The 22,856-nt window shown below is 72.9% G+C and carries 19 protein-coding genes and 1 pseudogene; 3 read left to right on the top strand and 17 right to left on the bottom strand.

Annotated features, from left to right (window positions below; genetic code table 11):
• Nucleotides 1-2: 2 nt before the first annotated feature.
• The 6 genes from FHX74_RS03400 to FHX74_RS03375 form a co-directional block, all read right to left on the bottom strand.
• Nucleotides 3-1,259 carry an MFS transporter gene (locus FHX74_RS03400; RefSeq protein WP_182558635.1) on the bottom strand — a complete coding sequence of 419 codons (1,257 nt, stop codon included), beginning with the start codon at nt 1,257-1,259 and terminating at the stop codon, nt 3-5.
• A gap of 239 nt (nt 1,260-1,498) precedes the next feature.
• Nucleotides 1,499-2,695, bottom strand: a complete 1,197-nt coding sequence (gene tuf, locus FHX74_RS03395; RefSeq protein WP_182558634.1) for an elongation factor Tu — start codon at nt 2,693-2,695, stop codon at nt 1,499-1,501.
• A 169-nt stretch (nt 2,696-2,864) separates the two neighbouring features.
• Entirely contained in the window at nt 2,865-4,961 is a 2,097-nt protein-coding gene (gene fusA, locus FHX74_RS03390) for an elongation factor G (protein WP_182558633.1), read from the bottom strand.
• Nucleotides 4,962-5,026: 65 nt separating this feature from the next.
• On the bottom strand, nt 5,027-5,497 hold the full coding sequence (gene rpsG, locus FHX74_RS03385; RefSeq protein ID WP_182558632.1) for a 30S ribosomal protein S7: 471 nt from the start codon (nt 5,495-5,497) through the stop codon (nt 5,027-5,029).
• On the bottom strand, nt 5,497-5,868 hold the full coding sequence (rpsL, locus tag FHX74_RS03380; RefSeq protein WP_182558631.1) for a 30S ribosomal protein S12: 372 nt from the start codon (nt 5,866-5,868) through the stop codon (nt 5,497-5,499). The genes rpsG and rpsL overlap by 1 nt, the downstream gene beginning before the upstream one ends.
• A 334-nt stretch (nt 5,869-6,202) precedes the next feature.
• Nucleotides 6,203-7,075, bottom strand: a complete 873-nt coding sequence (locus FHX74_RS03375) for an aldo/keto reductase (RefSeq protein ID WP_182558630.1) — start codon at nt 7,073-7,075, stop codon at nt 6,203-6,205.
• Between the two features lie 39 nt (nt 7,076-7,114).
• Between FHX74_RS03375 and FHX74_RS03370 the strand changes: the two genes are divergently transcribed.
• Both FHX74_RS03370 and FHX74_RS03365 read left to right on the top strand, forming a co-directional pair.
• A complete protein-coding gene (locus FHX74_RS03370) occupies nt 7,115-8,026 on the top strand; it encodes an EamA family transporter (RefSeq protein WP_182558629.1) in 912 nt (303 codons plus the stop codon).
• A 55-nt stretch (nt 8,027-8,081) separates the two neighbouring features.
• Nucleotides 8,082-10,715 (top strand): glycoside hydrolase family 2 protein, encoded by a 2,634-nt coding sequence (locus tag FHX74_RS03365; RefSeq protein WP_328823592.1) that lies wholly within the window; start codon nt 8,082-8,084, stop codon nt 10,713-10,715.
• Nucleotides 10,716-10,810: 95 nt separating this feature from the next.
• Here the strand turns inward: FHX74_RS03365 and FHX74_RS03360 are convergent, their stop codons facing one another.
• The 11 genes and pseudogenes from FHX74_RS03360 to FHX74_RS03315 form a co-directional block, all read right to left on the bottom strand.
• Nucleotides 10,811-11,482, bottom strand: coding sequence for an MOSC domain-containing protein (locus FHX74_RS03360; RefSeq protein ID WP_182558628.1), 672 nt, complete (start codon nt 11,480-11,482; stop codon nt 10,811-10,813).
• 19 nt (nt 11,483-11,501) lie between these two features.
• Nucleotides 11,502-11,762, bottom strand: a complete 261-nt coding sequence (locus FHX74_RS21295) for a TOBE domain-containing protein (RefSeq protein ID WP_407941461.1) — start codon at nt 11,760-11,762, stop codon at nt 11,502-11,504.
• A gap of 342 nt (nt 11,763-12,104) precedes the next feature.
• Nucleotides 12,105-12,587: pseudogene (locus FHX74_RS21290) on the bottom strand (ABC transporter ATP-binding protein); the annotation flags it as partial.
• Nucleotides 12,584-13,432: an ABC transporter permease gene (locus tag FHX74_RS03350; protein ID WP_182558627.1), complete on the bottom strand. Its 849-nt coding sequence runs from the start codon at nt 13,430-13,432 to the stop codon at nt 12,584-12,586. The pseudogene FHX74_RS21290 and the gene FHX74_RS03350, both read right to left, overlap by 4 nt.
• A gap of 2 nt (nt 13,433-13,434) precedes the next feature.
• Entirely contained in the window at nt 13,435-14,244 is an 810-nt protein-coding gene (gene modA, locus FHX74_RS03345) for a molybdate ABC transporter substrate-binding protein (protein ID WP_328823590.1), read from the bottom strand.
• Nucleotides 14,241-14,639 carry a TOBE domain-containing protein gene (locus FHX74_RS03340; RefSeq protein WP_182558626.1) on the bottom strand — a complete coding sequence of 133 codons (399 nt, stop codon included), beginning with the start codon at nt 14,637-14,639 and terminating at the stop codon, nt 14,241-14,243. Before FHX74_RS03340 ends, modA begins: the two co-directional genes overlap by 4 nt.
• 36 nt (nt 14,640-14,675) lie before the next feature.
• Entirely contained in the window at nt 14,676-15,512 is an 837-nt protein-coding gene (locus FHX74_RS03335) for a metallophosphoesterase (protein WP_182558625.1), read from the bottom strand.
• The gene (locus FHX74_RS03330; protein ID WP_182558624.1) at nt 15,509-17,392 is read right to left on the bottom strand and encodes a putative nucleotidyltransferase substrate binding domain-containing protein; all 1,884 of its coding nucleotides are present in this window, start codon (nt 17,390-17,392) and stop codon (nt 15,509-15,511) included. The genes FHX74_RS03335 and FHX74_RS03330 overlap by 4 nt, the downstream gene beginning before the upstream one ends.
• Before the next feature lie 35 nt (nt 17,393-17,427).
• Entirely contained in the window at nt 17,428-18,267 is an 840-nt protein-coding gene (locus FHX74_RS03325; RefSeq protein WP_182558623.1) for a glutamate ABC transporter substrate-binding protein, read from the bottom strand.
• Nucleotides 18,268-18,269: 2 nt separating this feature from the next.
• Entirely contained in the window at nt 18,270-19,841 is a 1,572-nt protein-coding gene (locus tag FHX74_RS03320; protein ID WP_182558622.1) for an amino acid permease, read from the bottom strand.
• 127 nt (nt 19,842-19,968) lie between these two features.
• On the bottom strand, nt 19,969-21,192 hold the full coding sequence (locus tag FHX74_RS03315) for an MFS transporter (protein WP_328823589.1): 1,224 nt from the start codon (nt 21,190-21,192) through the stop codon (nt 19,969-19,971).
• A gap of 386 nt (nt 21,193-21,578) precedes the next feature.
• Here FHX74_RS03315 and FHX74_RS03310 point away from each other — a divergent pair, with 386 nt between their 5' ends.
• Nucleotides 21,579-22,844 carry an MFS transporter gene (locus tag FHX74_RS03310; RefSeq protein ID WP_182558620.1) on the top strand — a complete coding sequence of 422 codons (1,266 nt, stop codon included), beginning with the start codon at nt 21,579-21,581 and terminating at the stop codon, nt 22,842-22,844.
• Nucleotides 22,845-22,856: the final 12 nt, after the last annotated feature.

Raw genomic sequence — 22,856 nt, 5'->3', positions numbered from 1 at the left:
GGTCAGTCGGCCAGGGTGCCGGCGGCCTCGTCGACCCGGAGCCGGCGCAGGGTCGGACGGACGAAGGCGCTGAACATCAGCAGCACCATCGCCGCGCCGAACAGGAGGCTGGTCGTGCCGACCCCGATCCCGCCGGAGAGTGCGCCGAAGCCGACCAGCGAGAGCGGGATCAGCCCGTTGTCGGACAGGCTGATCAGCGCGAACACCCGGCCGAGGTAGACCTGCTCGACGGTGGCCTGGAGGGTGCCGGAGAGCAACGGCGAGGCCAGTCCCGAGGTCAGCCCGACCACCCCGAGCGCGACCCCGACCCCGACCAGCGGCGCCGCCCCGACCACGGCCAGCGCGCCGCCCTGCAGCATCAGCATCAGCAGCGCGAAGGCCAGCGGGTGGGTGGGCCGGATCCGCAGGGTGCAGACGGTGCCGACCACCGCGCCCAGCCCGACCGCGCCGAGCAGCAGACCGAGCGTCTCGGGGCCCCAGCTCTGCTCGTGGGCCCGGAGCGCGACCCCGGCGGAGACCACCGGGATGACGAAGACGTTGAGCCCGACCAGCGCGAGCACCAGCCCGCCGGCGTTGCGGTCCCGGCGCAGATAGCCGAGCACGTCACGGATCGAGGCGAGCACCGGCTGGTCGACCGACTCGTCGCGCGGGTGGCGGATCCGCACGGTGGTGAGCAGCACGGCGGCCACCGCGAACAGCGCGGCCAGCCCGAGCAGCGCACCGGGCAGCTTGACCGCGGCGAGCACGAAGCCGGCCGCTGAGGGACCGGCGATCGAGGCGAGCCGTTGGACGAGCTGCCGCATGCTGGCGGCCCGGAGCAGCTGGCTGCCGTCGACCAGCTGACGCGGCATGGTGCCGATCGCCGGGATGTGAAGCGCGTCGGCGGCCCCGAACAGCACCGCGACCCCGACCGCGACGGCAAGGGTGTGCCCCGGCAGCCCGAGCAGCCCGGCGACCCCGGCCAGCAGCACGAGCACCCGGACGCCGTTGGCGCCGATCAGCAGCGGACGGGACGGCAACCGGTCGGCGACCGCCCCGCCGACCAGGGCCAGCACCGCGCGCGGGACGGTGCCCGCGGCGAGCACCAGGGTGGCGGCCACCGGGCGCCCGGTCTGGGCCGCGGTCCAGGCCAGCACGGTCAGCCAGGCCTGGTCACCGACGTCCGCGGCGGCCACGCCACCGAGGTAGCGCAGGAAGTTGCGGTCGCGGGACGCCGGAACCTGGGCAGGACGCTCCAGGGTCTGGTGTGCTCCGACCATTCCTCCACCCTAGAGGAGGGTGAAGATCATGCAAGCGCCCGGGGCTGCCGGGCCAGGATCTGCCGAGCTCCCGCCGTCCGGGACCGATCCCGACAGCGACGGCGGCGGAAAGGGCGTGATCCCGACAGGACCCGCGCGTCCGCGCCGCGTGCGCAGAGACGACGAGGGCCCCGGACCTCGTAGGTCCGGGGCCCTCGCCCACAGCTCGCTCGGACGGCCTCAGCGGCCGTCCGCGGTGATCACTTGAGGATCTTGGTCACCCGGCCGGCGCCGACGGTGCGCCCGCCCTCGCGGATGGCGAACTTCAGCTCCTCCTCCATGGCGATCGGCTGGATGAGCTGCACGGACATGTCCGTGTTGTCACCCGGCATCACCATGTCGGTGCCCTCCGGCAGGTTCACCACACCGGTCACGTCGGTGGTGCGGAAGTAGAACTGCGGACGGTAGTTGTTGAAGAACGGGGTGTGACGGCCGCCCTCCTCCTTGCTCAGGATGTAGACCCGAGCCTCGAAGTCGGTGTGCGGGGTGGTCGTGCCCGGCTTGATGACGACCATGCCGCGCTCGACGTCCTCGCGCTTGGTGCCACGGAGCAGCAGACCGACGTTCTCACCGGCCTGGCCCTCGTCGAGCAGCTTGCGGAACATCTCGACACCGGTGACCGTGGTGGTCTGCTTGGTGTCGCGGATCCCGATGATGTCGACGGTCTCGTTGACCTTGACCACGCCGCGCTCGATGCGCCCGGTCACGACGGTGCCACGACCGGTGATGGTGAAGACGTCTTCGACCGGCATCAGGAACGGCTTGTCGATCTCGCGCTCCGGCTGCGGGATGTAGGCGTCGACCGCGTCCATCAGCTCCAGGATCGACTGGCCCCACTTCTCGTCACCGTTCAGCGCCGGGAAGGCGGCGACCCGGACGATCGGGGCGTTGTCGCCGTCGAACTCCTGGTTGCTCAGCAGCTCGCGGACCTCAAGCTCGACGAGCTCGAGGATCTCCTCGTCGTCGACCATGTCGCACTTGTTCAGCGCGACGACGATCGCGGGGACGCCGACCTGGCGGGCCAGCAGCACGTGCTCGTGGGTCTGCGGCATCGGGCCGTCGGTGGCGGCGACCACGAGGATCGCGCCGTCCATCTGGGCCGCACCGGTGATCATGTTCTTGACGTAGTCGGCGTGACCCGGGCAGTCGACGTGGGCGTAGTGCCGAGCCTCGGTCTGGTACTCGATGTGGGCGATCGAGATGGTGATGCCGCGCTGACGCTCTTCGGGCGCCTTGTCGATCTGGTCGAAGGCCTCGGTGTTGGGGTTCAGCACCGGGTCCTTGTCGTGGAGCACCTTCGAGATCGCCGCGGTGAGCGTGGTCTTGCCGTGGTCGATGTGCCCGATGGTGCCGATGTTGACGTGCGGCTTGGTCCGCTCGAACTTGGCCTTTGCCACTGGGGCTCCTTCTGGGATGTCGCCACGCGCACTTCGCGGGGCGCTTCTGGTTGCTTGGTCTTCGGTCGTGCTTGCGTGATCTCGTGCTGGTGCCCGGCCGGCACGCAATCCGGCCTAAGTTTTCCCGCCCGTCCGGCTCAGGTCAAACCCGAACCGGACGGGGCCAGGATCACTCGCCGCGAGCCTTCTGGACGATCTCGTCGGAGACCGACTTGGGGGTCTCGGCGTAGCTGTGGAACTCCATCGAGTAGTTCGCCTGACCCGAGGTCTTGCTCCGCAGGTCGCCGACGTAGCCGAACATCTCCGACAGCGGGACCAGGGCCTCGACGACCTTGCTGCCGTGCACGTCGTTCATGGCCTGGATCTGGCCGCGGCGGGCGTTGAGGTCGCCGATCACGGTGCCCAGGTAGTCCTCCGGGGTGGTCACCTCGACGGCCATCATCGGCTCGAGCAGAGCCGGGTCGGCACGCCGGGCGGCCTCCTTGAAGACCATCGAGCCGGCGATCTTGAAGGCCAGCTCGGAGGAGTCCACGTCGTGGTAGGCACCGTCGGTCAGGGTCACCTTGATGTCCTCGACCGGGTAGCCGGCCAGGACGCCGAACTGCATGGCCTCCTGGATGCCCTCGTCCACCGCCGGGATGTACTCGCGCGGGATGCGGCCACCGGTGATCGCGTTGACGAACTCGTACCCGGTGCCGGCTTCCTGCGGCTCCAGGCTGATGATCACGCGGGCGTACTGGCCCGAGCCACCCGACTGCTTCTTGTGGGTGTACTCGACCTTCTCGACCGGGCGACGCAGCGTCTCGCGGTAGGCCACCTGCGGCTTGCCGATGTTGGCCTCGACCTTGAACTCGCGCTTCATCCGGTCGATCAGCACCTCGAGGTGCAGCTCGCCCATGCCGGCGATGATGGTCTGCCCGGTCTCCTCGTCGGTGTGGACGCGGAAGGTCGGGTCCTCCTCGGCGAGCCGCTGGATCGCCATCGAGAGCTTCTCCTGGTCGGACTTCGTCTTCGGCTCGATCGCCTGCTCGATGACCGGGGCCGGGAAGTCCATCGACTCGAGCACCACCGGGTTGGCGGAGTCCGAGAGGGTCTCGCCGGTGGTGGTGTCCTTGAGACCCATCACGGCGACGATCTGACCCGCGCCGACGGTGGCGATCTCCTCACGCTTGTTGGCGTGCATCTGGTAGATCTTGCCGATCCGCTCCTTGCGCTGCTTGGTGCTGTTGAGCACCTGCGTGCCGGCCTCGAGCTTGCCCGAGTAGACGCGGATGAAGGTCAGCTTGCCCAGGTGCGGGTCGGCCGCGATCTTGAAGGCCAGCGCGCTGAACGGGTCCGAGTCGCTCGGGTGCCGCTCCATCTCCACCGACTCGTCACCGGGCTTGAAGCCTTTGATGGCGGGCACGTCGATCGGCGCGGGCAGGTAGGCCAGCACCGCGTCGAGCAGCGGCTGGACGCCCTTGTTCTTGAACGCGCTGCCACAGAACACCGCGGTGATGCTGCTGGCGAGCACGGCCCGTCGGACGGCGTGCTGCAGCGCCTCGGCGCTGACCTCGCCGCCCTCGAGGTAGAGCTCGGCGAGCTCATCGTCGACGTCGGCGATCAGCTCGATCAGGTCGGCACGCGCCTGCTCGGCCTTCTCGACCATGTCGGCCGGGATCTCCTCGACGGTGTAGTCCTCACCGATCGTGGTCTCGCCGCGCCAGGTCAGGGCCCGCATCTTGAGCAGGTCGACGACGCCGATGAAGTCCGCCTCCGCACCGATCGGGAGCTGCATGACGGCCGGCACGGCCATCAGCCGGTTCTTGATCGTCTCGACGCAGAAGTCGAAGTTCGCACCGGTGCGGTCGAGCTTGTTGACGAAGCAGATCCGGGGCACCCCGTAGCGATCGGCCTGCCGCCACACCGTCTGGCTCTGCGGCTCCACGCCGGCGACCCCGTCGAACACCGCGACCGCGCCGTCGAGGACGCGCAGGCTGCGCTCCACCTCGACGGTGAAGTCGACGTGGCCCGGGGTGTCGATGATGTTGATCTGGTGGTCTTTCCAGCTGCAGGTCGTCGCGGCGGACGTGATGGTGATGCCGCGCTCCTGCTCCTGCTCCATCCAGTCCATCGTGGCGGCGCCGTCGTGGACCTCACCGATCTTGTAGTTGATGCCGGTGTAGAAGAGGATGCGCTCGGTGGTGGTCGTCTTGCCGGCATCGATGTGGGCCATGATGCCGATGTTGCGGACCTTGCCGAGGTCGGTCTTGATGTCGACAGCCATTGCTGTGATTCAGTCCTTCGCGGTGGTACCCAGGAGGGTGATCGGGTGCGAGTGGCCCCTGCGGGTCACCAGCGGTAGTGGGCGAACGCCTTGTTGGCCTCGGCCATCTTGTGGGTGTCCTCGCGGCGCTTGACCGCGGCACCCAGGCCGTTCGAGGCGTCCAGCAGCTCGTTCATCAGGCGCTCGGCCATGGTCTTCTCGCGGCGCTGCCGGGAGAAGCTGACCAGCCAGCGGAGCGCCAGCGTGGTCGAACGACCGGGCTTGACGTCGACCGGCACCTGGTAGGTGGCGCCACCGACGCGGCGGCTCTTCACCTCGAGGCTCGGGCGGACGTTGTCGAGCGCGCGCTTGAGGGTCTGCACCGGGTCGACACCGGTCTTGGCCCGGGTGCCCTCCAGAGCGGTGTAGACGATGTGCTGCGCGACGGTCTTCTTGCCGTCCAGCAGGATCTTGCTCACCAGCTGGCTGACCAGCGGGGAGCCGTAGACGGGATCGACCAGCACGGCCCGCTTCGGGGCCGGACCCTTGCGAGGCATTACTTCTCCTTCTTCGCGCCGTAGCGGCTGCGGGCCTGCTTGCGGTTCTTGACGCCCTGGGTGTCGAGCGAGCCGCGGATGATCTTGTAGCGGACACCCGGGAGGTCCTTCACCCGGCCGCCGCGGACCAGCACCATCGAGTGCTCCTGCAGGTTGTGGCCGACACCCGGGATGTAGGCGGTCACCTCGATGCCGGAGGACAGCTTCACGCGGGCCACCTTGCGCAGCGCCGAGTTCGGCTTCTTCGGCGTGGTCGTGTACACGCGCGTGCACACCCCGCGACGCTGCGGCGAGCCCTTGAGGGCCGGCGTCTTGTTCTTGGCGACCTTGTCGGCGCGGCCCTTGCGGACCAGCTGCTGGATGGTGGGCACCGGTTGCTGTCTCTTTCTGTCTGTCCTGCGCGATGTCTTGCTCGGGTCTGGCTTCGGGTCCAACTCAGGAGTCGGGGCCCTCATCGGCTCGTGTCGACGAACCGCCACCGCGGGCGATGTGCACTACGGTGAGGCCCCGGGCGAACTCCAGATCCCCGGGACCGGCCGTTTCCGGCCTGGCGCCCGTCGGGATGTCGGGGCACGCGTACGCGTCGGGCAAGCCCGAACACAAGGATCAAGGCTACTCGACGGCCCCAACCCGGGTCAAAGCCGGGAGCAGCGACCACCCGCCCCCGGCTGCTGACCTGCGGATCGGCCGACCCGACCCGCTCGTTCAGCTGGCGGCGTCGATCGCGGCGTAGGCCTCGTCGTCGAGCCGGAGCCCCGCTGCCGCCGTGTTCTCCTCGAGGTGCTCGACCGAGCCGGTGCCCGGGATGGGCAGGATCACCGGCGAGCGGCGGAGCAGCCAGGCCAGCGCCACCTGCGAGGCGGTCGCGCCGAGCTTCTCGGCGGCCTGGGCCACCGGGCCGCCCGGAGCGGCCAGCTCACCGGCGCTGATCGGCGCCCACGGGATGAAGCCGATGCCGTGCTCGGTGCAGTAGTCGAGGACGTCCTCGGACTTGCGGTCGGTGAGGTTGAACCGGTTCTGCACGGTGGCCACCTCGAAGTGCCGGCTCGCCTGCTCGATCTCGGCCACGGTCACCTCGGACAGCCCGAGCGCGGTCACCTTGCCCTCGCTCTGCAGCTTGGCCAGCTCGGCGAACTGCTCGTCGGCGTCGACCTTCGGGTCGATCCGGTGCAGCTGGAGCAGGTCGAGGCTGTCGATCCGCAGCCGGCGGCGGCTCTTCTCGACCTGCTGACGCAGGTACTCGGGCCGGCCGACCGGGATCCACTGGTCGGGGCCGGTGCGGGTCAGCCCGGCCTTGGTGGCGATCTTCACGCCGTCGTAGGGGTAGATCGCCTCGGCGATGATCTCCTCGCTGACGTCCGGGCCGTAGGCGTCGGCGGTGTCGATGAAGTCGATGCCGAGCTCACGCGTCCGCCGGACCACCGCGCGGGCGACCTCACGGTCCTTCGGTTCGCCCCAGATCCCGTCCCCGGTGATCCGCATGGCCCCGAACCCCAGCCGGACCACTGGACCCAGCCCCTTGACCTCGAAGGTGCCGCTCTCGCGGGCGTCGATCTGCGTACCGGTGGAAGTCGTCATGGTGAGGGCAACCGCCGGAGCGGCCGCTACATTCCCCGGGTGGCGATCCTGTGCGGTGTGCTGGCCGCGGTCGCCTACGGCGTCTCGGACTTCCTCGGCGGTCTGGGGTCGCGGCGCGTCCACTTCCTCTGGGTCAGCTTCGCCGCCGCGGTGGTCAGCACCGCGATGACGGCGCTGCTGGTGCTCGTGGTGCCCGCGCTCCGCCCGGACACCGGTGCCGCCCCGCTGCTCTGGGGTGCGCTCGCCGGTCTCGGGTCGGCCGCCGGCATCCTCGCGCTCTACCGCGGGTACGCCGAGGGCCAGGTGACGGTGGTCGGACCGCTGTCCGCGGTCGGTGCGGCCGCGCTGCCGGCGCTGGTCGGCGTGGCCACCGGCGAGCGGCTCGCCCCGCTCGCGGTGGCCGGGATCGTGGTCGCGGTGCCGGCGGTGGCCCTGATGGCCCACCAGACCGCCGATTCCCCCGGCGATTCCCCCGCCGAGGTCCGCGCGGCGGGCCCGGAGCACCGACCGCGCCGACTCGGCCCGGGGATCGCCGAGGGGATCGTCTCGGGTGCCGGCTTCGCGCTGCTCTTCGTCGCCCTCGGCCGGGCCGGGGACGCCGCCGGGCTGTGGCCGGTGCTGGCCGACCAGCTGGTCGCGCTCGCGCTGCTCGGGCTGGCAGTCGCCGCCGGCTGGCTGGGGCGCCCCCGCCGACCCGGGCTCGGCGGCAGGTCCGGGCGGGTCGCCCGCTGGCAGGCGGTCGGGGCCGGCGCGCTCGGGCTGGCCGCGACCGTGGCCTTCTTCGCGGCCACCCACCTCGGCTCGCTCGCGGTGGCCGCCGTGCTGACCGCGCTCTACCCCGGGTTCACGGTGGTGCTGGCGATCCTGGTGCTGCGCGAGCGCCCGGACCGCTGGCAGGTCGGTGGACTCGTCCTCGGCGCCCTGGCCGTGGTGGCCATCGCCGCCGGCTGACCGCAACCCTGTGCGGGCCCCCGCGCGGGCGCTGAACCGGTTAACATCGCTGCCCGTGACTGCGTCGTCCTCCGTCCTCGTCCGCACCCCGTTGACCAGCGCCGCCGGCGTCGACTGGTACGTCGACGCGGACCGGCCCGACACCCCGGTCGGCGACCGCAGGGTGCCGGCGCAGGTCCCCGGCGAGCTCCACCTCGACCTGCTCCGCGCGGGCCTGATCCCGGAGCCGTTCGACGGTGCCCACGAGAGCGAGCTGGCCTGGATCGGCCGGACCGACTGGACCTTCCGGGCCCGGTTCGACTGGACGCAGGCGCAGCACGACGCCGCGCACCGGCACGACCTGGTCGCCGACGGGCTCGACACCGTCGCCGTGGTCCGGCTCAACGACGCCGAGATCGGCCGGACGGCCAACCAGCACCGCGGCTACCGCTTCGACGTCACCGAGCTGCTCGAGATCGGCGAGAACACCCTCGAGATCAGCTTCACCGGCCCGGTGACCGCGGCCGAACAGCGCTCGGAGGAGCTCGGCGAGCGGCCGTACACCAACACCCACCCGTTCAACGCGATCCGCAAGATGGCCAGCGCCTACGGCTGGGACTGGGGACCCGACCTGGCCGGCGTCGGCATCTGGAAGGAGCTGCGGCTCGAGTCGTGGTCGACCGTCCGGCTGGCCGCGGTGCGACCGCTGGCCGGCCTCGACGACACCACCGGCGTGCTCGACGTCCGCGCCGAGCTCGAGTGGGAGCCGTCGGCCACCGAGCCGGTGACCCTGCGGGTCGAGCTGGGCGACGGCGACGACGAGGTGATCGGCACCGTCGAGGTCGCCGCCGGGCAGACCGCCGCCGCCCTCGTGCTGCAGGCGCCGGCGGTGGCGCCCTGGTGGCCGCGCGGGTACGGCGCCCAGCCGCTCTACCCGGTGCGGGTGTCGGTGGCCGACGGGCAGGTCGGCCGGGACGAGTGGCAGGGCCGGGTCGGTTTCCGCTCGGTCACCCTCGACACCAGCCCCGACCGGTTCGGCACCGCGTTCGTGATCGCGGTCAACGGCACCCCGGTCTGGGTCCGCGGCGCCAACTGGATCCCCGACGACGCCTTCCTCACCCGGGTGGACGCCGACCGCTACCGCCGCGGCGTCGAGCACGCCGTCGACGCCGGGATCAACCTGCTCCGGGTCTGGGGCGGCGGCATCGTCGAGCGCGAGGACTTCTACGACGCCTGCGACGAGGCCGGGATCCTCGTTTGGCAGGACTTCCTGCTGGCCTGCGCGGCCTACAGCGAGGACGAGCCGCTGTGGAGCGAGTTCGAGGCCGAGGCCCGCGAGGCCGTCACCCGGCTCAGCGCGCACGCCAGCCTGGCCCTGTGGAACGGCGGCAACGAGAACATCTGGGGCTCGGTCGAGTGGGGCTGGCGGCCGCGACTGAACGGGCTGAGCTGGGGTGACGGCTACTACTCCGAGCTGTTCCCGCGGATCGTGGCCGAGCTCGACCCGCGGACGCCGTACTCCCCCGGCAGCCCGTACAGCTTCGCGCCGTACCACCACCCGAACGACCCGCGGCACGGCTGCACCCACCTGTGGGAGGTGTGGAACGCCCTCGACTACCGCCACTACCGCGACAGCGTCCCGCGGTTCGCCTCCGAGTTCGGCTTCCAGGGCCCGCCGGCCTGGTCGACGCTGACCTCGGTCGTGCACGACCAGCCGCTCGACCCCTTCGGCCCGCAGATGCTGGTGCACCAGAAGGCCTACGACGGCAACGCCAAGCTCGAGCGCGGGCTCGGCGACCACCTGCCGCACTGGGGCACCGACGCCGACGGCGCGGTGGCCATCGACGACTGGCACTGGCTGACCCAGCTCAACCAGGCCCGCGCGGTCGCGTTCGGGATCGAGCACTTCCGCAGCTTCGCCCCGGTCAACGCCGGGGCGATCGTCTGGCAGCTCAACGACAACTGGCCGGTCATCAGCTGGGCGGCGGTCGACGGTCACGACCACCGCAAGCCGCTCTGGTACGCGCTGCGCCGGGTCTTCGCCGACCGGTTCGCCACCCTCCAGCCGCGCCCCGAGCCGTCCTCGGACCCCCGGCTCGGCTTCGGCATGGCGGTGCTCGGCACCGACCGCCAGGTCGGGGAGCGCACGCTCGCCCAGGACAGCGCCGAGCGGCTGGCGCTGGTGCTGCACAACGACGCGGACACCCCGTGGGCCGGCGAGGCGCTGATCACCCGGCAGCGGCTGGCCGACGGGACGGCGGTGGCCTCGGCCGCGGTGCCGTTCACCCTCGAGCCGCGGAGCAGCCGGACGATCATGCTCGACCCCGAGCTGACCCGCACCGAGCACCCGACCGACGAGGTGCTGGTGGCCGAGCCGGAGGGTGGGGAGGTGGTGTTCGGCTGGTTCGACGAGGACCCGCAGCTCGCCCTCACCGCGCCGTCGGAGGCCCACACGGTCCACGCCGAGCCGCTGGCCGCGGGCGAGGGCCCCGGCTACCGGGTGACGGTCACCGCGCGGGCGCTGGTGAAGGACCTCTGCCTGTTCCCGGACCGGCTGGACCCGGCCGCGACCGTGGACAGCGGGCTGGTCACGCTGCCCGCCGGCCGTTCGCACACGTTCGTGGTCCGCTCCGGCGCCGAGCTCGACCCGGAGGCGCTGACCGCCGCGCCGGTGCTGCGGAGCGTGAACGACCTGGTCGCGCGCGCCTGATTGGCGGCCGGAGCCGCACGCCGGACCACGACGACGACGGGCCCGCCGGGATCATCCCGGCGGGCCCGTCGTCCTTCGTCGGACGGTCGGTCACGTCAGCCGGCGGCCCGGGCGGCCTCGGCCGCCTCGCGGGTCTCGGCGTCGAGGTCGTCGCCGGCGGCCAGCAGCCCGGGGAGCAGCTCGCGCTCCCTGGTGGTCGCCCGGAACACCGTGCTGATGGTGACGTCGTGGTCGGGGCGGCTGATCACCGCGATCGGGTCGCCGGCCCGGATCGTCCCGGGCACCGCGACCCTGAGGTAGGCCCCCGGCCGGGCGTCGGCGGTGAAGGTCCGCAGCCAGCCGCGCTCCCCCACCCAGCCGCGGAAGGTCGAGCACGGGATCCGCGGGCAGGTCACCACCAGCTCGACGGTGTCCCCCACCCGCCAGCGCTCGCCGACCCGGGCCGCGTTGACGTCGATCCCCTCGGTGGTGAGGTTCTCGCCGAAGAAGCCGTTCGGCAGCTCGCGTCCGAGCCGTTCGGCCCACCGGTCGAGGTCCTCGCGGGCGAAGGAGTAGACGGCCTGGTCGTCGCCGCCGTGGTGCTTGGTGTCGCCGAGGAAGTCGCCGACCAGACCACTGCCGAGCCCGCCCTTCTTCGGCCCCGGGGCCCGGACCTCGACCGGCCCGTCCTGCGGCCGCTTGGCGATCCCGGTGGCGCGGGTCTCCTTGTAGGGGTTGGGCTCGGGCTGGCCGAGGTTGACCGATCCGACGACGGCGCGCTGCTGCACGCGCCCATGCTAGACAGCCTCAGCCGCGTGCGTAGACCTCGATCTCGCTGGCCTTGACCACCGCCCACACCGGGGCGCCGGGGACCAGGTCGAGGTCGGCGGCGGCCTCCGGGGTCACCTCGGCCACCACCGATGGCCCCTGCGCGGTCCCGACCTCGACCCGGACGGCCTCGCCGGCCGGCTCGAGCCCGACCACCTCGCCGGCCCAGACGTTGCGCGGGCTCCCCCCGGGCGGCTCGGCGTAGAGCGCCACCGCGGCCGGTCGGAAGGAGACGTACACCGGCCCCGCGTGCCGGCCGGGGACGACCACCGGGGCTGCGGTCCCGAGCCGGACCCGGCTGCCCGAGCGGCCCTCGGGTGCTGGCTCGGCGGTACCGGCCAGCAGGTTGAGCCCCACCAGCCGCGCCACGTACTCGGTCCGCGGCCGGCGGGCCACCTCGCCCGGGGTCCCGGTCTGCACCACCGCGCCGTCCTCGATCACCACCAGCCGGTCGGCCAGCACGGCGGCGTCGACCGGGTCGTGGGTGACCACCAGGGTGGCTCCGGCGACGTCGCGCAGGTGACGGCGGAGCTCACCGCGGACCTGCAGCCGGGTGCGGGCGTCGAGCGCGGCCAGCGGCTCGTCGAGCAGCAGCAGCCGCGGGTCGGGCGCCAGTGCGCGGGCCAGCGCCACCCGCTGCGCCTGGCCGCCGGACAACCGCCCCGGCCGGACGGCGGCGAGGTCGGCCAGCCCGACCCGGTCGAGCCAGTTCTGCGCCCGCCGGGTCGCCTCGGCCCGGCCGACACCGCCGGCCCGGAGCCCGAACGCGACGTTGGCCGCCGCGGTCAGGTGCGGGAACAGCAGGTAGTCCTGGAACACCACCCCGATCCGGCGGTGGTGCGGCGGGACGGCGATCCCCTGGTCGGTGTCGGTCAGCGGCACCCCGTCGACCACGACCCGGCCGGCCCCGACGGGCTCCAGCCCGGCCAGCGCGCGGAGCAGCGTCGACTTGCCCGCCCCGTTCGGCCCGACCACCGCCACCACCTCCCCCGGCGCCACGTCGACGGCGACGTCGAGCGTGAAGTGGTCGCGCACGACCCGCACCCGGGCGGTCAGCCCGCTCACCACGCCCGGGTCCAGCGGTCGCGGAGAGCAGCCAGCACGGCCACCGAGACGGCGAGCAGCGCGACCGAGAGCAGCAGGGCCGCCCCGGGATCGGTCTCCAGCGCCAGGTAGACGGCCAGCGGCATGGTCTGGGTGGTGCCCGGGAAGTTGCCCGCGAAGGTGATGGTGGCCCCGAACTCGCCGAGCGCCCGGGCCCAGGCCAGCACGGCACCGGCGGCGATCCCGGGTCCGACGAGCGGCAGCGTGACCCGGAGGAAGGTCCGCAGCGGGCTCGCTCCCAGGGTGGCCGCGGCGTCCTCGAACCGCCGGTCGGCCCCGCGCAACGCGCCCTCGACCGCGAGCACCAGATAGGGCAGCGCGACGAAGGTCTGGGCCAGCACCACCGCGTACGGGGTGAACGGGAACGCGAAACCGGTCGCCTCGTAGAGCGGGCGGCCGAGCAGCCCGGAACGGCCGAGGACGGTGAACAGCGCGACCCCGCCGACCACCGGGGGCAGCACCAGCGGCACCGTGATCACGGCGCGGAGCAGCGAGGCGAACCGGAGCCCCGGCCGGGCCAGCCACCAGGCCAGCGGGACGCCGAGCACCACCGCGATGCCGGTCGAGGCGGTGGCGGTCAGCACCGACAGCCGGAGGGCAGCGAGCGCGTCCGGGCTGGTCAGCACCTGCGGGGCCTGCCGCCAGGGGGCGCGGACGACCAGCCCGACCAGCGGCAGCACCAGGAAGACCAGCGCGACCAACGCCGGGACCGCGAGCACCCCGGAGGCGCTCCCGCGTCCGCCTGCGCCGCGGCCCGACCGGCCGGCCCGGCGCGTCCGCTCCTCGCTCCCGGTGGCGCGGGACACGGTCAGGGCTTGGCGAACCCGGCGTCGGCCAGCACCTGCTGGCCGGCCGCGGACTCGACGTAGCGGACGAAGGCGGTCGCGGCGGTCGGATTCCGCGCGCCCGTGAGGGTGGCGATCGGGTAGACGTTGACCACCGAGCGCGCTTCGGGGAACGCGATGCCCTGCACGCTGCCCGGCGCGGCGATGACGTCGGTGCGGTAGACCAGGGCCGCGTCCACCTCGTCGCTCGCGACCTTCTGCAGCGCGGCCTTGACGTCGGTCTCGTAGCTGTCGGGCCTCGGCGTGATCCCGGCCTTCGCGAAGACCTGCTGGGCGGCGGCGCCGCACGGCACCTGCGGAGCGCACAGGGCGATCTTCTTCCCGGCGTCGGCGAAGTCGCGCAGCCCGGTGATGCCGCCCGGGTTGCCCTTCGGGACGGCGATCTCCAGCGTGTTGCTGACGAAGGGGGTCGGCGTCGAGGCGGTGTCACCGGCGCTGCTGACGGTCTGCATGGTCTTCTCGCTGGCCGCGGCGAAGACGTCGGCCGGGGCGCCGTTGGTGATCGAGGCGGCCAGGGTCGCGCTCGAGCCGTAGGAGAAGGTCACCGTGGTGCCCGGGTGCGCCGCCTCGAAGTCCCGGCCGATCCGGTCGAACGCGCCGGTCAGCGAGGCCGCGGCCAGCACGGTGATCGACCCGGTCACCGCGGTCGCACTCGACCCGCCGGGGCTCGGCGCACCGGCCGGGGAGCCGGAGCCGCCGCAGCCGGCCAGCGCCGTGGCCGCGACCAGCAGCCCGGCCAGCACGCCGACGGCCCCGGTCCGCCGGCGGGTCACCGGCGCTCCGGGGTCTCGATCACCACGGTGGTGGACTTCACCGAGGCGACGGCCAGCACGCCCGGCTCGAGCCGGAGGTCCTCGGCGGCCTCGGCCGACATCAGCGACACCACCCGGAACGGGCCGCACTGCAGGTCGACCTGCGCCATCACGGTGTCCTTGACCACGCGGGTGACCAGCCCGGTGAACCGGTTGCGTGCGCTCTCGCTCACCGGCGCGCCGAGGCTCGGTGCGGTGGCGACCTCCTGGGCCAGGGCGGCCAGCTCGGCGCCGTCGACCACGGCCGGCCCGGGGTCGGTGACCGCGGTGAGCCGGCCGGCATCGATCCAGCGCCGGACGGTGTCGTCGCTGACGCCGAGCAGGCTGGCGGCCTCCGAGATCCGATACTGCGGCATGAGACGCACTCTAGCTCCGCAGAAGCGGAGAAACGGTCAGCCTCCGAGGACGTAGGCCTGCCACGCGCGTCTGGCCCGGCGGCCGTGCCCGGGATCGACGCCGACGATCCGGCCGCCGGCCAACGCGGTCTCCTCGTGCCCCCGACTCCGGTCGACCCGGGTCGCCTCGGCCAGCCAGGGGTCGAGCCGGCTGTGACGGCCGGTGGCCACGGCGTGACCGTGCAGCTGGCTGAACGGCACCCGGCTGGCCGTCCAGCCGGCCAGCAGCTCGCCGGCCGCCTCGGCCCAGAGCGGGCCCGCGGCCAGGTCGGCCGGACCGCCGCCGAGCATCCGCCCGGCGCGGAACAGCCGGTCGTCGTCGGCGGCGCCCAGCGCGTTCAGCCGGTCGGCGGCGGTCCCGGCGCGGACCGGGGCGTCGAGCACCTCGCGCCAGAACCCGCGGGTCAGCCCGGCGTGGGTGACCAGCCACTGCTCGCCGTCGGAGCCCTCGACGGCGGCGGCGACCCGGAGCCAGCCGTCGCGCCACCAGTCGCGGAGCGTCGCGGCGGTCCCGTCGTCGAGCTGCTCGGGCCAGACGAAGGCGGGCTCGCGCAGGTACTGGGCCTCGTGGTTCCCGGCCAGCTGCACCCAGCGATCGGGCTGCTCGCGGCGGTAGCGGTCGACCAGCGCGACCACCGCGGCCGAGTCGGGTCCGCGGTGCACCAGGTCGCCGACCTGCACCACGGTGAGGTCGTCGGGCAGCCGTCCGTCGCGGCCGACGCCGAGCCGACCGAGCTCGGCGGCCAGCGCGTCGTGGTGACCGCCGACGTCGCCGATCACCGCGACCCGGCCGGGCGGCGTGCCGACGGACGGACTGAGCAGCCGGGCGCTCACCGTGGCCCGGTCCAGCCGGACGGCGGGACGTACTGGGCGACGTTGTCCATCCGGCGCTGGGCGGCGGCGATCGTCCGGACCGCCTCGGTGACCAGGCCGCGGTCGATCGGCGAGAGCCGGTCGAGCGCCAGCCGGTCGGTGGGCCGGTCGCCCCGCTGCTGGGCCAGCAGCTGGTAGCGGAGCCGGATCCGCTGCAACACCTCGAACACCTCGACCAGGGTGTCAGCCCGGTCCGCCGGCAGCATCGGCGACCCTGCCGCGGCGCGGAGCCGGTCGACGGTCCCCAGCTCGGTGCTGTGCACGGCCAGCCCGGCCCAGCGGGCCAGGTTGACCACCGGGAGCACCGCGTGCTCCTTGACGTCGAACACCCCGGCCTTGCGGGTGACCACCTCCCACACCGACGGCATCCGGGCCCGACGCGACAAGGACTCCTCGAGCAGCAGCCGGAGGGTGCCGGGGTGTTCGCGGAGATCGCCGAACACCCGGGTCACCGCGGGCAGGCCCTCGTCGCCGTGGATCGGCCGGCCGTCGACCAGCAACGAGGTCATGATCGCGCCCTGGTCGCGTTCGGGGGCGGCCAACCAGCCGCGGGCGGCGCGACGCCACTCCGCGTTGCTCCGCGAGAAGGCCGGCCGGAACGCGGCCGCCCCGTGGTCGTCGGTCCGCAGCCCGGCCTGTTCGAGCACCCGGGTGACCACGGCGAAGGCCTGCCGGTAGGCCGGCCACTCCGCCGGGGCCAGCCCGTCGACGAACGACACCGCGGAGTCGACGTCGGAGCTGAGCACCGCTTCGCGGCGGCCGTTGCTGCCCAGCGCGAGCCAGCTGAACGCCTCGGGCGAGACGCCGTCCCGGTCGGCGAAGACCAGCGCGATGGCCCGCCGGACCACGGTGTCGATCATCGCCTGGTGCAGCACGATGACCCGCGCCGTGGCCAGCCCGCGGGCCAGCAGCTCGCTCAGCGCGGCCGGGATCCGGCGCGCCCGGCGGGCCAGCTCCTCGGTGTCGGCGGCCCGCCGCAGCCGTTCGTGCAGCGACACCCCGACCCCGGTGGGCGAGACGGCGAAGTCGCGGGCCGAGACCGCACCGCGCAACCGGCCGGCCCGGTCGACCACGGCGAGCACGTCGAGCTCCTGCTCGAGCAGCAGGATCTGGGCCTCGGCCGCGGAGGTGCCCAGCAGCACCGACGGGGCCGGCCCGTCGACCAGCGTGCCGACCGGGGTGTCGGTGGACCGTCCGGCCGCGAGCACCCGGTCGCGGAGCACGGCGTCGGTGACCAGGGCGATCCCGCCGGGGACGGGCAGAGCCGCGTAGCCCAGCCCGCGCTCGCTCATCGTCCGGGCCACCCGGCCGACCGGCTCGTCGGGGTCGACCACCAGCGGCGGCGAGGTGATCAGGTCGTCGACCAGGCTGTAGCTGACGAAGCGGGTGGTCGGCAGCACCCGGACGGCCGCGTCGGCGGCCAGGAACCGGGCCCCGGCCGGGCTCGAGAAGACCGGGCCCACCTCGTCGGCGGGCAGCGCGGCGACCAGCGTCCGCTCGGCGGCGATCACCCGCGGGCCGACCGACCGCTCGGTGAGCATCGCCGAGAACCCGAACAGCTCGCCCGGCCCGCGCCGCTCGTCGGCCGGTTCGAGGGTGCGGCTGGCGTCGCTCCAGACGTCGACCTGCCCGGTGAGCACGACGTGGACCTCCGACGTCGGCGCCCGGAAGGCGTCGAGCACGAGCTCGCCCGCTCCGTACCGGTGGAACCGGGCCCCGGCCACCAGCGCGACGCGCTCGGCGGGGGTGGTGGCGGCGAACAGCGGGTGCTCGGCGAGCAGCGCGGTCAGCCGCTGCCGCCCCTCCTCGTCCGCCCCGCCCGACCCGAACGCCCCGTCCACCCCACCATCCTCGGGCCTGGCGGACCCGGCCGCACTCACCCGATCGTCGGCGGGTCCGGGATGGCGTACCCCGACGGCTCGACGTTGCGGGCCAGCGAGCGTCGCCACGAGCCGTCGGCGACGTACTGCTTGAGCGCGGCCTCGACCTGCTGCACCCGGACGGTGTCGCCCTTCTTCACCCCGACGCCGTACTCCTCGTCGGAGAAGCCCTTGCCGACCAGCCGGAGCTTGCCGCGGTAGCGCGGCTCGGCGGCGTACCCGGCCAGGATCACGTCGTCGGTGCTCACCGCGTCCACGTCGCCGGCGGCGAGCGCGGCGACGCAGTCGGAGAACTTCGGGTACTCCCTGAGCGTGATCTTGCCCCGGTAGAACTGGGTGACCCGCTGCGCGGAGGTGGTGTTCCGCACCGAGCAGAGCGTCCGGCCGTCGAGGGTCTCGGGGCCGGTGATGTCGGTGTCGTTGCGCCGGACCAGCAGGTCCTGGTGGGCGACGAAGTAGGGCCCGGCGAAGTCGACGACCTTGCGCCGCTCCGAGGTGATCGAGTAGCTGGAGAACACCAGGTCGACCTGCCCGCTGGTCAGCAGCGTCTCGCGGTCGGCCGGGTCGGCCTCCTTCCAGGTGATCTTGTCCTTCGGCACGCCGAGCGCCTGGGCGACGTAGGTGGCGGTGTCGACGTCGAAGCCGGTGTAGGTGTCCCCGTCCTTGAGCCCGATCCCCGGCTGGTCGAAGGAGATGCCGATGGTGAGCGAGCCGCCGCTGGAGGCACCGGGCACCGGGGACGGCGTCGTCCCGGGCGACGCGTCGGAGCTGCAGCCGGCCGCGCCGAGCAGCGCGACGGTGCTCAGCACGACCAGGACCGCGGACGCCGCCCGCACGGTCAGACCACCGCTCCGTCGGTGCTGTCCAGGTCGTCGGCGTCGACGTCGTCGCCGTAGCGCGGGCCGTCGTTGGTCCAGACCGACTGGATCCGCCCACCGGTGTTGGCGATCACCTTGGGCTTGATCACCTTCCAGCTGACGAACATCACCACCGCCAGGATCGGGATGCCGAAGGCCACCACCAGGAAGGTGGTCTTGTGCAGCAGGTAGGGCGAGCTCTGCCAGCCCGAGATGCCCATCCCGACGATCACGAAGGCCAGGAACGCCAGCCCGATGATCGAGGTCCACGGTGATCCGGGCGCCCGGAAGGCACTCGGTGGCACCACCCCGCGGTTGCTCAGCTGACGGAGCCTGATCTGGCAGACGAAGATCGTCGCCCAGGTGAACACGACGCCGATGGCCGAGGCCTCGAGTGCGATCTCGAACGCATCGGCGGCGAAGTAGTTGAGCACGCCGCCGAGCAAGTAGACCACCGAGGTCATCACGATCCCGGCCCACGGCACCCCGGACTTGCTCATCTTGAGGGTGAACTGCGGGGCCTGCTTGCTCATCCCGAGACTCCGTAGCACCCGACCGGTCGAGTAGAGGCCGGAGTTGAGGCTGGACATCGCGGCGATGATCAGGATGGCCTGGATCACCGTGCTCATCCAGGTGATGCCGAGCCGCTCGAAGACGGTCACGAACGGGCTGGTGCCGGACTTGTAGTCCGAGGTCGGCAGCATCGAGACCAGCAGCAGGATCGAGCCGATGTAGAACACGGCGATCCGGAAGATCACCGCGTTGACCGCCTTGGGCACCTCCTTGCGCGGGTCGGCCATCTCGCCGGCCGCCACCCCGACCATCTCGATCGCGGCGTAGGCGAAGACGACGCCCGACATCACCAGCAGCGGTCCGTACCAGGCGAAGTCGCCGGTGTGCGGCCAGAAGCCGCCCGGGTTGCTCCACAGGTTCTGGAAGCCGGCCTTGTGGCCACCGATGCTGAACCCGCCGACGACCACCACGATGCCGACCACGAGGAAGACGACGATCGCGCCGACCTTGAGTACGGCGGCCCAGAACTCGAACTCGCCGAACGCCCGGGCCGACAGCAGGTTGATCACCAGCACCGCGGCGAGCGCGATCAACAGGGTGGCCCAGGTCGGCATGGTCGGCAGCCAGTACTGGACGTAGAGCCCGACCGCAGAGAGCTCGGCGATCCCGGTCAGCGCCCAGTTGAGCCAGTACATCCAGCCGGTGACGAAGGCCCCGGCCTCGCCGAAGAACTCGCGCATGTAGGACACGAACGCACCGGAGGTCTGCCGGTGCAGCACCAGCTCACCGAGCGCGCGCATCAGGAAGTAGGCGATGACCCCGACGAAGGCGTAGCTGAACAGCAGGGCCGGGCCGGTGCTGTGCAGCCGCGACGCGGAGCCGAGGAACAGCCCGGTGCCGATCGCGCCGCCGATGGCGATCATCTGGACGTGGCGGCTGCCGAGCGTCTGCTTGTAGCCGACCTGCTCCGCGTCGAGGGAGCTGCCCTGGCCGCCGGGATCGTCGTTCCGGGTGGGGGCGTCGGTGTCGAGATCGGTCATGCTGCCTCCTGGGTCGTGCAGGACTGTAGCGGCTGAGAGCATTCTCAGGCGGCCCGGTCACCACCCGACGTCGACGTCGTTACGAGGCCGTGTCGGTCGCCCCGGGCCGCGCGGACGGGCCCGGCACTCAGACCGGCTGGGTTGCGCGCTCCCGGTCGGCGGCCCGCTCGGCACGGAGCCCGGGCACCAGCGGCACCGCGACCGCCGGGCAGACCGCGACCAGCGCGAAGGCCCAGCCGTACCCGACGAGTCCGATCAGCGCGCCGACGCCCGGCGCCACCGCCGAGGCCGCGAGGAACTGCGCGGTGTTCTGCGCGCCGAGCGCGCGACCCGACCAGAACGGTCCGGCCACCTCGGCGATCGAGGTGAAGGCCAGCCCGTTGTCGGCCACGGTGATCACCGAGGCCACCACCAGCACCGCGACCGGCAGCAACGACGCCCTCCCCCGGACCAGCTCGTCGGCCACCCCGAGCGCGAGCATGGTCAGCGCGGCGGCGACCGCGACCCAGCGCAGCGGCCGCATCCTGCTGCCCACCGAGTCCGACAACTGGCCGGCCAGCAGCCGTCCGGCCGCCCCGAGCAGTTGGGTGAGCGCGACCAGCAGCCCGGCCGGGCCGGCGGCCCAGCCGCGGTCGGCGATCAGCCAGACCAGCGAGAACGTCCAGACGGTGAACTGCGGCACGACCAGCAGCACCGACACCCCGTGCACCCGCCAGAGGAAGGAGCTCCGACGGTAGGGACTCGCCAGCTGCCCGGTGCGCTCCGCGTGCGCCCGCGACGGACGCGGCGGGTCGACGACCAGGACGGCGGTGGTCACCGCGGCCACCGCCGCGAGCGCGGCGGGCAGCCACAGCGCGCCCTCGAGCCCGAGCCGCTGCGCGAGCGTCGGCACGGTCAGCGCCGCGATCCCCACCCCCAGCGGCTGCGCCATCTGGCGGATCCCCATGGCCAGCCCGCGCCGGCGCGCCGGGAACCAGCCGACCACGATCCGGCCGCTGGCCGCGTTGCTGCTCGCCGCGGCCATCCCGCCGAGCAGCAGGAAGGCGCCCAGCCCGACGACCGAACCGGACAGGGCCGCCGCGGCACCGGCGGCCGCGGTGAGGGTGAGACCGGTGATCAGGACCCGTCGCTCGCCGAACCGGTCGACCGCGATCCCCCACATGATCAGCGTCAGCATCACCCCGACGGTGGGCATCGCGACCAGCACGCCTGCCTCGGCCAGCCGGTAGCCGCGGCGACCGAGCTCGGGCAGCAGGAAGGCCGCCCCGTGGACGAAGTAGGCGCTGACCGCCTGGTCGAGCAGCCCGACCCCGAGCATCGCCCACCGCCGGGCCGTCCCTGGTGCTCTCACATCTTGAGACTTTGGTCTCATTCCTCGATACTCGCACAGCCCCACTGGCCGGCGTCCGCCGGTCCCACGCCTCGACCCTCCCCGCTCACCGAGCGAAGTCAGACACCTCCGCCGAGCCCGCACGCTGAGCCGGTCGAAGCGATACGCGCACTGAGCCCGTCGAAGCGATACGCGCACTGAGCCCGTCGAAGCGATACGCGCGCTGAGCCTGTCGAAGCGCCCCACGCGACACGTGCGCTGAGCCCGTCGAAACGCCTCTCTCGGGCGGCTCGATCGACCCGGCACCTTGCCCACTGCGGAAAGCCCTGTCCAGATCGCGACCCGAGCCTCGGCAGCGAAGCATCGGCCAGGTATCTTGACGTCAAGACATCTGGCGAGAGGCGGGCATGACGGCGCGGACCGACGAGCACCCGACGACCACCGAGCCGACCCCGCGGGCCGTCCTCCGCTCGCTGCTGCTGCCGATCATGCTGCCGACGCTGCTCTACGCGACCGGCACCGCGGCGATCGTCCCGGTGATCCCGCTGGTCGGGCTGCGGCTCGGTCTGTCGGTGGCCCAGGTCGCCGTGCTGACCACGGTGATCGGCGTGGTGGCGGTGGTCAGCCCGGTGCCGCTCGGCCAGGGGATGGCCCGGATCGGTGAGCGCCGCGGGCTGGTGATCGGCGGTTCGCTCGCCGTGCTGGCGCTGCTCGGCTGCCTCTGGGCGGCGGGCCAACCGCAGGCGTCCCGACCGGGGACGGCCGCGCTGGTGCTGGTGATCAGCCTGGTGGTGCTGGCCTTCGGCGACGAGACCTGGGACCTCGGTCGGCAGACCTATCTGGCCGACCACGTCCCGCACGCCGCCCGGGCGCGGGTGATGACCACCTTCGGTGGCGTGCTGCGGATCGGGCGGGTGCTCGGGCCGGCGGTCGGCGCGCTGGTGCTCAGCCTGGCCGACCTCGAGGCGGTCTTCGTCGTGCACCTGGTCGCCGCCCTGCTCTCGATCGTGTCGGTGCTGGTGTTCGTCGCGCCCGCCGCACGCCGCGACCCCACGGCCGCTCCGCCCGAGCCGCCGACCGCGGAGGAGCGGCGGGCGATCGTCCGCCCGTTCGTGCTGGTCGGGCTGGGCGTGATGGTGGTGGCCGCGGTCCGGACCAACCGCGACCTGCTGATCCCGCTGCTCGGCCACGCCTTCGGCCACGACGCCAAGATCATCTCGCTGACCTTCGCGGTCGCCGCCGCGGTGGAGATCGCGCTGGTGCTGCCGGCCGGGTCGATCATGCAGCGGTACGGCCGGCTGGCCGTCCTGCTCCCCTGCCTGTTCGGCACCGGCATCGCCTTCCTGCTCAGCCCGCTCGGCTCGTCGGTGCCCGGCTTTCTCGCGGTCGCGGTGGTGCTGGCGCTCGGCAACGGACTCGGGGCCGGGATCAACAAGACCCTGTCGGCCGACCTGACCCCGCCGCGCAACCGGGCCGCCTGGATGGGCTGGTGGAACGCGCTGGTCGGCGCCGGGTCGCTGATCGGCCCCGGCCTGGTCGCGATCCTCACCCCGCTGGTCAGCGTGGTCGGAGCCGGGGTCGCCACCGGTGTGCTGGCCCTGATCGGCGGCGTCTGGACGCGACACTGGGGCGTCCGGTACCTGCCGCGTCCCGAGCGGCGCGACCGGTCCTGACGGACGGTCCCC

Origin of the sequence: Microlunatus kandeliicorticis (assembly GCF_014137855.1) — a bacterium.
Taxonomy (GTDB): Bacteria; Actinomycetota; Actinomycetes; order Propionibacteriales; family Propionibacteriaceae; genus Microlunatus; species Microlunatus kandeliicorticis.
This window is presented reverse-complemented; position numbering and strand designations above follow the sequence as displayed.

Excerpts from the sequence above, each read along its gene's own strand:
- FHX74_RS03400 (WP_182558635.1), bottom strand. The coding sequence starts at position 1,259 with ATGGTCGGAGCACACCAGACCCTGGAGCGTCCTGCCCAGGTTCCGGCG.
- fusA (WP_182558633.1), bottom strand. The coding sequence starts at position 4,961 with ATGGCTGTCGACATCAAGACCGACCTCGGCAAGGTCCGCAACATCGGC.
- rpsG (WP_182558632.1), bottom strand. The coding sequence starts at position 5,497 with ATGCCTCGCAAGGGTCCGGCCCCGAAGCGGGCCGTGCTGGTCGATCCC.
- FHX74_RS03375 (WP_182558630.1), bottom strand. The coding sequence starts at position 7,075 with ATGACGACTTCCACCGGTACGCAGATCGACGCCCGCGAGAGCGGCACC.
- FHX74_RS03340 (WP_182558626.1), bottom strand. The coding sequence starts at position 14,639 with ATGCCGCAGTATCGGATCTCGGAGGCCGCCAGCCTGCTCGGCGTCAGC.
- FHX74_RS03320 (WP_182558622.1), bottom strand. The coding sequence starts at position 19,841 with ATGACCGATCTCGACACCGACGCCCCCACCCGGAACGACGATCCCGGC.
- FHX74_RS03310 (WP_182558620.1), top strand. The coding sequence starts at position 21,579 with ATGACGGCGCGGACCGACGAGCACCCGACGACCACCGAGCCGACCCCG.